The organism is Achromobacter sp. SD115 (assembly GCF_017355315.1).
Lineage (GTDB): Bacteria > Pseudomonadota > Gammaproteobacteria > Burkholderiales > Burkholderiaceae_B > Achromobacter > Achromobacter xylosoxidans_B.
The window spans coordinates 13,546-27,202 of sequence record NZ_JADIJM010000021.1; the positions used below are offsets into that span (position 1 = coordinate 13,546).

A 13,657-nucleotide genomic window follows, 5' to 3' on the forward strand; every position below is an offset into this window, starting at 1 on the left:
TTACCTCGCGTTCCAGGCGGGACCCGCCAGCCAAAGGCTCACGCCGCGCGACAGCAGCAGCATGCAGGCATAGATCAGCAGATAGCCGGCCGCGATGGTCAGGAAGCTCTCGTTGGGCACGATGCGGTCGCTGTTCATCTGCACGCCAGCCGCGACCAGTTCGAACACGGTGATCAGCGACAGCAGCGAGGTGTCCTTGATCAGCACGGCGGTCTGGCCCAGCAGGGGCGGCAGCGTATTGGCGAACGCCTGCGGCAGCACCACATAGCGCAGGCGCTGGCCGTAATTCATGCCGCAAGCCTTGGCGCCTTCGATCTGGCCGCGCGGCACGGATTCGATGCCCACGCGGATGATCTCGCTCATGTAGGCCGCATGGTGCAGCGTCATCGCCATGATGCCCAGCAGCATCTCGCTCCAGCCCTTGGCGCCCGGCACCAGCATGGGTACGGCGTAATAGACCAGGTAGATCTGCACCAGCAAGGGGGTGGAACGGATGAATTGCACATAGGCCGCCACCGGCCGCCAGACGGCGGCGCGGGGCGACATATGGGCAAGCGCCAGCGGAACGCCGGCCAGCACCGACAGCACCAGGCTTGCGCCCGCCGCGATCAGGGTGTTGGCCAGACCGGTGGCGAACTGGCCCGTGTACTGGCTGACGATGCGCCAGTTATAGAAATCGAGCAGCCAGTCCATGGGCTCAGTGGTCTTTCTTCCAGTCGGTGGAGTACCAGTACTTCACCTGTTCCGGCAGCGTGTTGTCGGCCGTCTTCAGCGTCTGCCAGTTATCCAGCCAGAACTTCAGGCGGAAAGCGTTGGGCCCGACGGCGAAGGCCAGGGGCTCGCGCACCATGATGCCGTCCAGCACGCGCAGGTTGCCGAAGTCGACCAGGAACTGGTTGGCGGTGGACAGCGACATGATGCCGGCGTCCAGCCGGCCGCTGGACAGGGCCTGCCCGACCGGCGCGCTGCCGCCCGAGAATTCCTTCATGGTGGCCTTGGGCAGCATCTTCTTGCCCACTTCCGCATAGGTGCTGGCGCCCAGCACGCCCACGGTCACGCCGTCCTTGTTGAGTTCCTCGTACGACTTGTAGGGCGAATCCTTCGGTACCACGGCCACGGTGTCCGCATAGAACATCGGGGTGGAGAACAGCACCTGGGCCGCGCGCTGCGGCGTGGGCGTCATGTCGGCGGCCACCATGTCGGCCTTGCCGGACAGCAGCGCCGGAATCAGGCCCTTCCACTCGTAGTCCTGCAGCACCAGCTTCACGCCCAGGTCGTCGGCCATGCGCTTGGCCACTTCCACGGCCAGGCCGGTGCGCTTGCCGGTCTTGTCCATGAAGCTCATCAGCGGCCCGGAGGTCTGCACCGCGACGCGCAGCTCGCCGCGCTTGAGGATGTCGCCCAGCTCGTCGGCCTGAGCCGGCAAGGCCACCGTGGCGGCCGCCAGGGCGACGCCGGCCAGGCCCAGCCATTGTTTGATTTTCAGCATTTCCTACCCCTTGTGGTGAATGGACTCACGTCGTTCCGGGCAAAGCACAGTGCGCCGGCAGCGCCCGGATCAGCCGGACCGGCCCTGGTTACCGCCGGACGCCGCGCAGGCGCGGACAGCCCGTTGCTACCTTGCTGCTAGGGACTACAGAATCTTTTCCAGGAAGGCGCGGGTGCGCGCTTCCTTGGGGTGGCCGAACACCTCGTCCGGCGTGCCCATTTCCACGATGCGGCCGGCGTCCATGAAGAGCGCGCGGTCGCCCACGTCGCGGGCGAAGCCCATTTCATGGGTCACCACGGCCATGGTCATGCCGTCGCGCGCCAGCGCGCGCATCAGTTCAAGAATGCCTCCCACGGTTTCGGGGTCGAGCGCCGAGGTGGCCTCGTCGAACAGCATCAGCTTGGGGTCCATGGCCAGCGCGCGCGCGATCGCCACGCGCTGCTGCTGGCCGCCGGAGAGCTGGCTGGGATAGCGCGCGCCGTAGTCGCCCATGCCGACGCGGCCCAGCAGCTCGCGGGCATAGCGTTCGGCGTCGGCGCGGGCGCGGCCGCGCACCACGCGCTGGGGTAGCGCGACATTGTCCAGCGCGGTACGGTGTTGGAACAGGTTGAAGTGCTGGAACACCATGCCGACTTCGGTGCGCCAGCGGTTGACGTCGGTGGCCGGGTCCGTGAGCGACACGCCGTCCACGCGGATGGCGCCGCTGTCTATGCTTTCCAGGCCGTTGAGCGTGCGCAGCAAGGTGCTTTTACCGGATCCGGACGGGCCGACCACCACCATGACCTCGCCGCGGCCGAGCTGGCAATCGATGCCGTCCAACGCCAGATGCGGGGCCTGCCCGTCGCGTTGATAGGTCTTGCTGACTGCCTGGACGACCAGCAGAGGTTCCGCCACGGATCCACCTTCGTATGAGTGCTGCCTTGGTTTAAAAAGGTTTCGCAATTCACGCTGGAGTTTCGTATAGTAAATTTTTTTCCAGAATCGCCACTTAGGCATAACCCTTAAGCGAAGACAGGCTCTTCGCAGGCAACCCAAGGAACCGGCATGGACACTCCCCAAGACATCCTGCGCGCGCTCGGGCTGAACCCGGAATCCCTCACCGGCGGCACGCTGCGCGCGCGCAGCCCGATAGACGGCGCCGAACTGGCTCAGGTGCACGAGCACACGGTGGCCCAGGCCCATTCCGCCATCACCCGCGCGCGCCAGGCCAGCCTGGCATGGCGCGACGTGCCGGCGCCGCGCCGCGGCGAACTGCTGCGCCTGTTCGGCGAAATATTGCGTCAGCACAAGCGCGAGCTGGGCCGCCTGGTCAGCCTGGAAGCCGGCAAGATCGTGGCCGAAGGCGAAGGCGAAGTGCAGGAAATGATCGACATCTGCGACTTCGCCGTTGGGCTGTCACGCCAGCTGTACGGTCTGACCATCGCTTCAGAGCGCCCCGGCCACCGCATGATGGAAACCTGGCATCCGCTGGGCGTGGTCGGCGTGATCAGCGCGTTCAACTTCCCGGTGGCCGTGTGGTCCTGGAACGCCGCGCTGGCGCTGGTCTGCGGCAACGCCGTGGTCTGGAAGCCGTCGGAGAAAACCCCGCTGACCGCCCTGGCCTGCCAGGCGCTTTTCGCGCAGGCCGCGCAACGCTTCGGCGATGCGCCCGCCGGCCTGTCCGAGGTACTGATCGGCGGCCGCGAGATCGGCGAGGCGCTGGTGGATTCGCATGCGGTGGCGCTGGTGTCGGCCACCGGCTCGACCCGCATGGGCCGCCAGGTGGGTCCGCGCGTGGCGCAGCGCTTCGGCCGCGTGCTGCTGGAACTGGGCGGCAACAACGCCATCATCGTCGGTCCCACCGCCGATCTGGACATGGCCGCGCGCGGCATCGTGTTCGGCGCCATCGGCACGGCCGGCCAGCGCTGCACTACGACGCGCCGCCTGATCGTGCACGAAAGCGTGGCCGACGACCTGGTGCAGCGCCTGCACAAGGCTTATGCCAGCGCCACCATCGGCAACCCACTGGACAGCGGCACGCTGGTCGGCCCGCTGATCGACCGCGTGTCCTTCGACGCCATGCAGGCCGCGTTGACGGCGGCGCGAGAACAGGGCGGCAAGGTCACGGGCGGCGAACGCGTGCTGGCCGAGCAGTATCCCGAGGCCTGGTACGCGCGCCCCGCCATCGCCGAAATGCCGGGCCAGACCGACGTGGTCTGCCACGAAACCTTCGCGCCCATCCTGTACGTAATGCGCTACACCGATTTCAACCAGGCCCTGGCCTTGCAGAACGGCGTGCCACAAGGCCTGTCGTCCGCCATCTTCACCAATGACCTGCGCGAGGCCGAGACCTTCCTGTCCGCGGCCGGCTCGGACTGCGGCATCGCCAACGTCAATATCGGCACCTCGGGCGCCGAGATCGGCGGCGCCTTCGGCGGAGAAAAGGAAACCGGGGGCGGCCGCGAATCGGGCTCGGACGCCTGGCGCAACTACATGCGCCGCGCAACCAACACAATCAATTATTCGCGCCAGCTGCCGCTGGCCCAGGGCATCAAGTTCGGCGAGTAGGCCCGCGCGCAGCCCTGTCCCCACAAGCCCCCGCCATGCGCGGGGGCTTACGCTTTCTACATACGATTAGCCTGGCTTACAAACTGTAGCCGGGGTCGATGCTACATTTCCTGGTCACAAAACTACGTTATGACCCGATGACCATCAGCCGTCCAGCACGATCCGCCCTCCTCCTGCGCACCCTTGCCGCCGCCCTGGCCATGGGTCTGGCGGGCGCAGCCACCGCGGGCGTGTCGTACCGGCTGGATCGTCCATCGGCCGCCCCCGGCGAGACCGTCACCATCGAAGCGGTGTACTTCAACGAAGGCACCGCCCGCTCCAACTGGGAAGCGCCGCCCGAACTGGTGCTGCAATGGCGCGGCCAGGACGGCCAGATCGTGCGCAGCCTGGCCAAGCTGCGTGGCGGCCCGGCCAGCTTCAGCGTGCCGGTCAACAACTTCGCGCGCATGGCCTGGACCGCGGTCGTGCCCGCCACGGCCAATGGCCTGCAGGCCGTGTCCATCGAGGGCCAGCCGGCGATGATGGCGCTGGATGCCACCGGCCGCGACAGCGGCACCTTGGCCAGCACGCCTGCTCGCGGCCCGGTGGTGGACGCGAGCAGCGGCCAGCCCGTGCCCGCCGCTGCCGTGGCCGCGGTCGGCGCTTCGCCCGAAGGCGGCCCCTCGCCCGACGCTTCCGCGGTGCCTACCGTGCAGCCGCAAAACGCCTTCGACCGCTTCCGCAGCTCGGTTTCCGAATACAAGCCGGTGTACTTCGACATCGGCACGCGCGGACAGACCACCGCGCGCTTCCAGATCAGCGCCAAGTACCGCCTCTTCAGCCCCGCGGGCGACCGCCCGGCGACCTGGGACGAGAACTTCTACCTGGCATATACCCAGACCTCGCTGTGGGACCTGCAGGGCGATTCCATGCCCTTCATCGACACCACCTTCAATCCCAGCGCCTTCTGGCTATCCGACAATATCTGGCAGTCGGCCAGCCAGAACTGGCGCTTCGGCATGAACACCGGCGTCGAGCACAACTCCAACGGCAAGGACGGCGCGGATTCGCGCTCGTTGAACGACGGCTATATCGAACCGCGCTTCCACTACCGCTTCGACGGCGGCAGCACGCTGACCTTCGCGCCGCGGGTCAAGGCCTACTTCGGGGTCGCCAGCGAGAACAGCGACTACGCCGACTACGCCGGCCACGTCGACTGGCAATTGCGCTGGGCCCAGGACAACGGCGCCGTCATCTCCGCCATGTACCGCCAGGGCGATCAGAAGCGCCGCACCACCCAGCTGGATTTCGCCTGGCCGCTGCAGCGCACCTGGCTGAACATGAACGGCTACCTGCATCTGCAGTACTTCAACGGCTACGGCGAAACGCTGCTGGGCTACAACCAGCGCAACGAATCGCAGTTCCGCGTCGGCCTGTCGCTGGTGCCTTGAACCTGCCGATCCGGCGGGGCGACCTAGCCTTCCATCGCCAGTTCTTCCCAGCCCAGTTCGCGGGTGCGCTCCAGCGCCACCGTAACCTGGGCGGCGGCCGCGCGCACCGCCTCGATCAGGTCCTGTCCGGTCAACAGCCGCGCCGTGACGCTGGCCATGAACACATCGCCGGTGCCGTGCACCGAGGGCGGTATCGCGATCTCCGGATGCGTCACCACGGTGGCCTGATCCCGCGTCACCACCGCCAGCTGCAAGGTGCCGGCCGCCGCGGCCATGGGCGCCGCGCTGGTCACAACGATCCAGTCCGGACCGCGCGCGATCAGTTCGCGCGCCGCAGCCACCACTTCGTCGATCGATGACAGGGCGCGCCCCACCAGCAATTCCAGCTCGAAGTGGTTCGGCGTCATACCGTTGGCCAGCGGCACCAGCAGGTCCCGGTATTGCGCGACCAGTCCTTCGTTCACGTACAGGCCGTCGTTGCGGTCGCCCATGACGGGATCGATATGGATTTTGACGTCCGGCCGCGCTGCGCGCAGCGCGGCCAGCCAATCGGCAAGCAGCCCGGCCTGCCCGGGCTGGCCCAGGTAGCCGCACACCACCGCGCGCGCCGTCCTGCTGACGCCGCGCTCGTCCAGGCCCCGCAGCAGTCCTTCGAACCAGTCCAGCGGCACCGCGCCGCCGTGCAAGGTCGGATAGTGCGGCGTGTTGCTCAGGATCACGGTAGGCACCGCGATCGCGCGCAGGCCCGCCTTGCGGAAGACCGGCATGGCGGCGTTATTGCCGACGCAGCCATACACGACCTGGGATTGGACGGAAACGATATCCACCTGCGCGGTAACGGCGGGGATTGCGCTCATGGGGCTGGCTCCTGGCTGCCGCGGTTTACGCGGCCCTACATGCGGGTGATGAAATAGATCTTCTTGACGAACTGGTCGACTTCCCAGCGGCCGGTATAGCCCTCGGGCATGACGAAGGCTTCGCCCACCGTCAGCTCGTGCACGGTGCCGTCCGGGTCGACCAGGCGCGCCGAGCCTTCGACGATGTAGCCGAACTCGATGTAGCCGGTGGTGTTGGACTGGAATACGCCGGCGGTGCTTTCCCAGACGCCGGCCTCTGCCTTGCCGCCATTGCCTTCGAAGGCGGTTACGGTGCGGAACGCGGCGTCGCCCGAGAGCGGACGGCGCGGCTTGCCTGGCACCGGATTCTTCATGGGGCCGGCGTCAATGCGGACGAGGCGCGATTGGTCGTTCTTCATGGCGGTTCCTGTATGCGGATAGATGATGAGTCCGGAGGCCTGCTCAGTGCGCGGCCACCACCAGCACTTCGGCCATGGCCCGGCTGACGGTGCGCATGCGGTGCGGCAGTTCGGAATCGAAATAGACGGAATCCCCGGTCTCCAGGCGTAACTGGCGCTCGCCCACGTGAACCTCGATGGCGCCCTTGAGCACCAGCAGGAATTCCTCGCCGGGGTGCGGAAACACCGCGGTCGCATCGGGAAATTCGCGCGGCGGATGCACCACGAAAGGCTCCATCGCCTTGACCTTGCGCCGGCCGGCCAGCGACTCGTAGTGATACTCGCTGCCCAGCCCCCGGCGCTGCAAGGCCTCGCGGTCCGCCACCCGCACCACGCTGACGACTTCCTCCTGTGCGGCGTCGTCCGTGCCCACCAGTTCCGACACGCCCAGGCCGTAAGCTTCCGCCAGCCGCAGCACGGTGGAAATGGAAGGCTCGCTCAGGCCCCGCTCCAGTTTGGAGAGGTAGCTCTTGGTCAATCCGGTGCGCTGCGCCAGCTGTTCCAGGGACAGGGTTTGCTGGCGGCGGAGGGCGCGCAGGCGGTGCGGCAGGTCTATCATCGGCGGGGTTGCGGGCGGAGATGCGAAATACGGTCGCGGAATACGACCGGTAAGCATGCCCTAATCCGGCCCCGCCGTCGAGCCGGCCCCGCCCGCAGCGGCCATCAGGCCAGCACGTCGGGATGCGCCCGCAACGCGCGCCGCGCATAGTACGAGAAGCCGACTTGCGAGCGCTTCGGCGTCAGGATCCAGTCATGCGCCTCGCGGCCCAGGGCCGGCGGAATGGGCTGGATCTTGCCGGCGGCCATGGCCAGCAGCTGCATGCGGGCGGCGCGCTCGAACTGCAGGGCCAGCACGCAGGCCTCTTCCACCGAACCCGCAGCGATCAGCATGCCGTGGTGCGACAGCAGGATGGCGCGCTTGGAACCCAGCGCCGCCGAAATGATCTCGCCTTCCTCATTTCCCACCGGCACGCCGGGCCAATCCTTCAGGAAGGCCACGTCGTCATACAGCGTGCAGTTGTCCATGTGCGAGACTTCCAGCGGCACCTCCAGCATCGACAGCGACGCGACATGCAGCGGATGCGTATGGATGATGCAGTTCACGTCGGGACGCGCGCGGTAGACCCAGGAATGGAAGCGGTTGGCCGGATTCGGCATGCCGCCGCCTTCCTGCACGCGCAGGTCCTCGTCGACCAGCAGCAGGTTGCTGGCGGTGATCTCGTCAAAGCCCAGGCCCAGGCGCTGCGTGAAATACCGGTTCGGCTCCGGCGCGCGCGCCGTGATCTGCCCGGCCAGGCCGGAATCATGCCCGCCGTCGAACAGGATGCGGCAGGTCAGCGCCAGGCGTTCGCGCAGGCTCCATTCGGGCGTCTCGAACTGGCGCTGCATTTCGGCTTTCGCCCGCGCGATCAGTTCGTCCTTGCCCAGGTGCATCGTATCGGCCATCGTCGTCACTCCTAAGATTGTGTCCGTGTCATGCCGCTACGATCAGCGGCGTAAAGCCGGGCAAGGCGCGCATGCGCGCCAGCCAGGCGTCGATATGAGCGAAGCCGGACAGGTCGTAACCGCCCTCGGCCGCCATGCTCGTATAAGGGAACAGCGCGATGTCGGCGATGGTTGGCGCGGTTCCCACCAGATAATCGCGGCCCGCCAGATGCGCATCCATCAGCGCGGCCGCCTTCATGCCGATCTCGCGCCATGCCTGCATGGCCGGATCGTCCACCTGCGCCGTGCGGCGCAAGTGGATCAGCAGCCGCGGCTGCGCGAAGGCGTGCATGTGCTGGGTCTGCTCGAAACTGAGCCAGCTGCTGACCTGCGACTGTTCCAGCCGGCCGGCGGGCAACCAGGGCGTACCCAGTCCCAGATACCAGAGTATGGCCTGCGATTCGGCCAGCCATTCCCCTTCCGGCGTCAGCAGGGCCGGCACCTGGCGCCACGGATTGATGCGCGCGAACGCCTCCGTTTCCAGGTCGCCCTGCACGATGTCGAAGGTTCGCCGCTTGATCGGCAGGCCCATGTAGCCGCAAGCCAGCCGGATCTTCCAGGCGTTGCCCGAACGCAGCGTATCGGCCAGTTCCAGCGGCTTGCCCGCCAGCGGATGCGGTGTCTGGTTCATCGTCAGTCCATCTTGATGTTGGCGCGCTTCACGATCTCGGTCCACTTGGCCTTCTCGCCGGCGATGAAGCGCTGATACTCATCCGGCTTGCCCGTGTACAGCTGCGTACCCTGGGACGCGAGCCGCTCCTTCAGTTCCGGCGACGCCAGGGTCTTCTGCAGCGCGGCGTTCAGCTTTTCCAATACTTCGGGCGGCGTGCCCGCGGGCGCGAAGAACGCGTTCCACGAACTGATCTGCAGGGCCGCGTCACCCACTTCGTTGCTGGCGGGCACCTCGGGCGCGGAAGGCAGCCTCTTGTCGGCGGCCACCGCCAGCGGGCGCAGTTTGCCGGACGCGGCGTGCGGCATGATCACCGGACTGGCGTCCATCACCACGTCCACCTGCGCGCCGATGGCGGCATTCACCGCTTCGCTGCCGCTCTTGAACGGCACATGCACGATATCCACGCCCGCCGTCAGCTTCAATAGTTCCAAACCCAGATGCGGCGAACTCGCGTTGCCGGCCGAACCGAAATTCAGCTTGGCCGGATTGGCCTTGGCATAGGCTACGAACTCGCTGAAGGTCTTCGCCGGCACGCCCTCCCGGACCGCCAGCAGATACGGCGACCCCGACACCATGCCCACCGGCGCGAACTTGTCCGCGTCGTAGCTGAGCTTGCTATAGATCAGCGGGTTGACCACCTGCGTCCCGACCGTGCCCATGAAGATCGTATAGCCGTCGGCCGGCGCGGTGGCGGCCACCTGCGCCGCAATCACCCCGCCCGCGCCCGGCCGGTTCTCGATCACGATGCTCTGTCCCAAGGCATCGCCCATGCCCTTGCCCACCTGGCGCGCCACGATATCCGTGATCCCGCCCGCGCCGAACGGCACCACCAGCCGGATCGGCCGGTCCGGATACGCCGCCAGGGCGCCACTGCCCGCCATGGCCGCAACCAACGCCAGCGCGCCGGCAATTCCCGAAATCTTCATGTCATCCCCCTACGGGCGCCGCCTATCGGCACCATCATGACACGAAGTGTCCTATAGGAGATTGATTTTCCGCAAGGAAAAAGAGTTTAGGGAAAACCCTGAGCAGCAGGAATAAAGTTCGCCTTTTTCGTTAAAGTCCGCCTTTTCGTAGAATTCCGGATCACCCACCCATCTTCTTGCATACCCTTCCAATTTGCGCTCAACATCGGACGCACGCATACCACTCATAGACTACAAATGCCTGAGTGGGTGCGAGACGGCCGTGATGTTCGAAAGAGGCTGAACAATCAGAGTTTTTGGCGGAATTGAGGCGCGGCGCATCCCAACCGTCTCGGTACAACGCAGCAGCTCGTCCCGAGTCGTTGTCACTGTCGTTTTTGTGGGGCAGAGGCGCTTAACAGCGCCGTCTTTTAAGATTTGATTAGACGTTCCCGGCTACCGCCTAAACTTTCCATCGCCGGTCCTGCCATGCGTATCGCGAGGTTCAACATGCACCGTCCCAAACAGCTAAGGCTTAACTTGACCCCGGAGTTCGGCGCGCTCTTGGAACGCGCGGCTGCGCTGGAAGGTTGTTCCGTGAATGAGTTTGCGGTCGGAGTTCTGCACCGAGCAGTCCAGCCCGTGGTCCAACCTGATGCCGTGATTAATTTGACTACGGCAGATCAAAACGCCGTTGCACAGGCGCTACTCAATCCCGATCCGCCAAATCCAGCATTAGTTCGAGCCTTTGCGCGTAAAAGACAACTACTCAGATAGGCGCTATCAGAAACCGAACTCTGCGGGCCAGGCGGCCCGATGTCTGTCGCGGACTTCCATCGCCAATGATCTAGTCAGTTGTAGCTTGCACATGGCTGAGATATCAGAGGCAGAAACCTACGCAGCTGCCAACTTTGCACAGGGGTCAACAAACCGCCTTCAGTGAAGAGGGTTTTGGGATGGTCTATGTACCGGGGCACGGCTGACGCCCCCCTCGACTTTCAAACTCTATCCCTCCCCTGCCGAATACACCTCAATCCCGTCAACGCTAACGCGTTAGCCAGAATGGAGTCGGCAGGTTAAATCGCTACCCAGCCCCCCCGCCTTGCCCAAGACCGCTTTCGGCTGTGCATTCAACCGGTCGTTGCAACACTCCCTCTGCTCGCGCAGCCTCTAGTGTGTTGCAACGACCGGTTGAATGCACAGTCGAAGGTTGGCGTCCGCGATGCCTTGATCTGGCGATCACAGCTAGCCGGACAATCTTGCCGAACAGGCGGACCGCTCCGCGGGGGCCCCGAGAATGTAATGAATCGACTCCCTTGTAATGTCCTCGTTGCCAATGACCGGCTCGTCCCTACCGATCATTCTCAGTAATTCCGGGGCACAATCACGCGGGTTCCAACTTTCTGAAATCATCATGCAAGCCACCATTGCCGCTTTGACCTGTGCCGTGTTCGTTGTGCTGTCGCTGTGGCACATCTACTGGGCCCTAGGCGGTCGCGTCGCCTACCAGATCGCCTTGCCTGTTAAAGACGGAAAGCCCCTGTTTCGGCCGTCTGCTCTGGGGACATTCGTGGTGGGTTTGGCATTGATGGCGTTTGCCGGGCTCGTTGCGGTTAACGCGGACTTACTGAACACACTTGGGGCGCCAACCTGGCTACGCTGGGTTGGCGCTGTGCTGGCGCTGGCTCTGCTCGGACGGGCAATTGGCGACTTCCGCTACGTGGGATTGTTCGAGCGGTTTGGCGGCGAGCCCTTCGCCCGGTTGGACACGTACGTGTTTTCACCACTGTGCCTGCTGCTGGCCGCCGGCGAGGCGGCCAGCAGCAGGCAAGGATGAGAGAGTAACGGGTTGGCGGCGCCCGGCCAATAAGAGACCTTCGTCCACTGCGTCCCTAAGACAACAACACACCGGCCCAACGCAGCAAGCGGTGGATCTATCGCCAAAGACCGCATCATATTCATAGTTCGCTCTAGTTGAATGCTTTGTTGAAGAATAGATAGACGGCGTTAGGCGCCAGTGAATTTCGCGTAAACACGGAGAACTGTGCCTTGAACTTAACGCTGCATTTGCAGTCCGGCATGTTGTACGCGATGACCGGCCCGACCGCCGCGCTGGCGAAGCGATTACCCGACACACGTTGCCCGTTCAGCCTGTCGTCGGCGATCTGGCGCGCGTAGTACCCCGCCACGCCCAGCTGCCATCGACCGATGACCTCACTGATCGCCATGTCCACGTCCACCACCATCCCGTTCCGGTAGCCGGTCGCAGAATTCTTGCGGGCAATGTCCAGGAAATAGCTCATGCTGAACTCGGTGCCGTCGCCCAAGAAGTTCGGCCCGGTCAGATAGGTGAACGCACCGTTCGGGATGTAATAGAGCGTATTGCGTCCTGTCGTGTACAGTTCTTTCGCGTCGTACTTGCCAGTGGGCAGTACCATCGAATACCCCAGCTTCATCGTCAAGCCGCGCGGTCGGCCCTCTTCGACAGTGCCAAGATGCTTGCTCCACATGAGTACGTCGGTGTAGATGTCGTTCATACCCTTGAAGTTCTGATGCTTGCCGTTGACGGTGATACTGCCCCAGCCGTAGCCAGTAGAGACGGAACTGCCCAGCGTCCCGCCGAACAGCTTATGCGGATAGACATACAGAAGACCGAACTGCGCAATTCCGCCCGGCAGCCTTCCGGAAGTCGTGGAACTCTGCCCGGAGTTGTCATAGAACTTTTCCCCCAACGCGCCCACGGCGATAGCCGAACCATATAAGCCCGGATACGGCGGCAGGTAGGCGCTCTGTATGTCGGTGCCCCCGACTGGACCACCATAGGTCACGCCTTGCGCCGCCAGCGCGTTGCGCGAACAGGCCCAGAGCAGGATGCCGATGAAAACGAAATGCCTCATGATTTGTCTCCTTTATAGGTCTTTTGTGTGTGACTGCTGCTTGAATGGCGCGGGCCCGCGCGGCCTGCCGGCCGGCGCCGATGCACGGACGGACGGTCTGATATCAATCCTGGCGCGCGCGGGCGTGCGTCGTTGATGGCACCGCGTCCTTCGCCAGCGCAAAGCGCGCGGGCCCGAATGCCAAGGCCAGGCGCCGCATGAAATCCTCGAAGCCGAACCAGGCCCGGTTGCCGGAGGTGAACGGATGCACGACCAGCACCCAGGGTTCGTCGGGACGCGCCGTCTCGTGGGCCAGCGCGGACAGATACAGCTGCTCATAGGCTGCCGTCGCGTCCAGCGTGCCGAAAATGCCTCCGAATCGTGGATGGATGACCGCGCCGTCGATCAGCGTGGGATCGGTAGGCAGCACCGCCACCCGCGTCGGCATCGTCGCCGTGGTGCCGGATGCTGGCGCGCGCGCGTCGGTCCCGCCAAACAGCGACAGCGACACGTAGCGGATGCCGTGCGTCGCCAGCACCTCGTCCGTCCAGGGATTGATAGCCAGCCCCGGCGGCCGGAAGCCCACCGGCGCCAGCCCTGTCAACCCACGGATGCTCGACACGGCGAGCTGGATCAGGCGGTCTTCTTCTTCGCGCGAGGAGATCCCCGTCCACATTTCATGTTTCCAGCCGTGCATGGCAACTTCATGCCCAGCCGCATGCCAGGCCAGCAGCTCATCCGGATACCGCAGGGCCGCATAGCCCTCGGCGAAGTAGGTGCAGCGGATCTGTAATTCATCCAACAACTGGAGGATGCGCGGATGGCCCAACTCCAGGCCGATTTGGTTGTAGGCAGCCCATTCGGCGGCGGGGATGCTGGCGGGGCAAGGCCAGGGCAGCGCGTCGCCGGCCGCGCTGCCGAAATTGTCAAACGTGATGCATAGCATGATCGGAAGTCC

General features: G+C 64.9%; 15 protein-coding genes. 4 read left to right on the forward strand and 11 right to left on the reverse strand.

Annotation, left to right across the window (positions count from 1 at the left end; translation table 11 throughout):
- From IPU70_RS24785 to IPU70_RS24795, 3 genes are all read right to left on the reverse strand, one after another.
- A complete protein-coding gene (locus IPU70_RS24785; protein ID WP_207471400.1) occupies nucleotides 1–693 on the reverse strand; it encodes an amino acid ABC transporter permease in 693 nt (230 codons plus the stop codon).
- A 4-nt stretch (nucleotides 694–697) separates the two neighbouring features.
- Entirely contained in the window at nucleotides 698–1,489 is a 792-nt protein-coding gene (locus IPU70_RS24790) for an ABC transporter substrate-binding protein (RefSeq protein WP_207471408.1), read from the reverse strand.
- Nucleotides 1,490–1,633: 144 nt separating this feature from the next.
- Complete coding sequence (locus IPU70_RS24795; RefSeq protein ID WP_371819076.1) at nucleotides 1,634–2,383, reverse strand: amino acid ABC transporter ATP-binding protein; 750 nt, start codon at nucleotides 2,381–2,383, stop codon at nucleotides 1,634–1,636.
- Between the two features lie 150 nt (nucleotides 2,384–2,533).
- Here IPU70_RS24795 and IPU70_RS24800 point away from each other — a divergent pair, with 150 nt between their 5' ends.
- Complete coding sequence (locus IPU70_RS24800; RefSeq protein WP_207471410.1) at nucleotides 2,534–4,036, forward strand: aldehyde dehydrogenase family protein; 1,503 nt, start codon at nucleotides 2,534–2,536, stop codon at nucleotides 4,034–4,036.
- A 137-nt stretch (nucleotides 4,037–4,173) separates the two neighbouring features.
- Complete coding sequence (locus IPU70_RS24805; RefSeq protein WP_013395348.1) at nucleotides 4,174–5,466, forward strand: phospholipase A; 1,293 nt, start codon at nucleotides 4,174–4,176, stop codon at nucleotides 5,464–5,466.
- A 23-nt stretch (nucleotides 5,467–5,489) separates the two neighbouring features.
- On the opposite strand, the gene pdxK is transcribed toward IPU70_RS24805, so the two are convergent.
- The 6 genes from pdxK to IPU70_RS24835 form a co-directional block, all read right to left on the reverse strand.
- Nucleotides 5,490–6,323 (reverse strand): pyridoxine/pyridoxal/pyridoxamine kinase, encoded by an 834-nt coding sequence (gene pdxK / locus IPU70_RS24810; protein ID WP_207471412.1) that lies wholly within the window; start codon nucleotides 6,321–6,323, stop codon nucleotides 5,490–5,492.
- Between the two features lie 35 nt (nucleotides 6,324–6,358).
- Complete coding sequence (locus IPU70_RS24815; protein ID WP_013395350.1) at nucleotides 6,359–6,721, reverse strand: cupin domain-containing protein; 363 nt, start codon at nucleotides 6,719–6,721, stop codon at nucleotides 6,359–6,361.
- A gap of 43 nt (nucleotides 6,722–6,764) precedes the next feature.
- The gene (locus IPU70_RS24820) at nucleotides 6,765–7,319 is read right to left on the reverse strand and encodes a helix-turn-helix domain-containing protein (protein ID WP_207471414.1); all 555 of its coding nucleotides are present in this window, start codon (nucleotides 7,317–7,319) and stop codon (nucleotides 6,765–6,767) included.
- 104 nt (nucleotides 7,320–7,423) lie between these two features.
- Nucleotides 7,424–8,206 carry an aldolase gene (locus IPU70_RS24825; protein WP_013395352.1) on the reverse strand — a complete coding sequence of 261 codons (783 nt, stop codon included), beginning with the start codon at nucleotides 8,204–8,206 and terminating at the stop codon, nucleotides 7,424–7,426.
- Nucleotides 8,207–8,234: 28 nt separating this feature from the next.
- Nucleotides 8,235–8,876 (reverse strand): glutathione S-transferase family protein, encoded by a 642-nt coding sequence (locus tag IPU70_RS24830; RefSeq protein WP_207471416.1) that lies wholly within the window; start codon nucleotides 8,874–8,876, stop codon nucleotides 8,235–8,237.
- Between the two features lie 2 nt (nucleotides 8,877–8,878).
- Nucleotides 8,879–9,844: a tripartite tricarboxylate transporter substrate binding protein gene (locus IPU70_RS24835; protein WP_207471418.1), complete on the reverse strand. Its 966-nt coding sequence runs from the start codon at nucleotides 9,842–9,844 to the stop codon at nucleotides 8,879–8,881.
- Between the two features lie 489 nt (nucleotides 9,845–10,333).
- Between IPU70_RS24835 and IPU70_RS33100 the strand changes: the two genes are divergently transcribed.
- The gene (locus IPU70_RS33100; RefSeq protein WP_207471420.1) at nucleotides 10,334–10,600 is read left to right on the forward strand and encodes a DUF1778 domain-containing protein; all 267 of its coding nucleotides are present in this window, start codon (nucleotides 10,334–10,336) and stop codon (nucleotides 10,598–10,600) included.
- Nucleotides 10,601–11,237: 637 nt separating this feature from the next.
- Nucleotides 11,238–11,660 carry a DUF3995 domain-containing protein gene (locus IPU70_RS24845; protein ID WP_207471422.1) on the forward strand — a complete coding sequence of 141 codons (423 nt, stop codon included), beginning with the start codon at nucleotides 11,238–11,240 and terminating at the stop codon, nucleotides 11,658–11,660.
- 133 nt (nucleotides 11,661–11,793) lie between these two features.
- Here IPU70_RS24845 and IPU70_RS24850 read toward each other — a convergent pair whose 3' ends face one another.
- Complete coding sequence (locus tag IPU70_RS24850; protein WP_207471424.1) at nucleotides 11,794–12,720, reverse strand: transporter; 927 nt, start codon at nucleotides 12,718–12,720, stop codon at nucleotides 11,794–11,796.
- Nucleotides 12,721–12,823: 103 nt separating this feature from the next.
- A complete protein-coding gene (locus IPU70_RS24855; protein WP_207471426.1) occupies nucleotides 12,824–13,645 on the reverse strand; it encodes a polysaccharide deacetylase family protein in 822 nt (273 codons plus the stop codon).
- Between the last annotated feature and the right edge of the window lie 12 nt (nucleotides 13,646–13,657).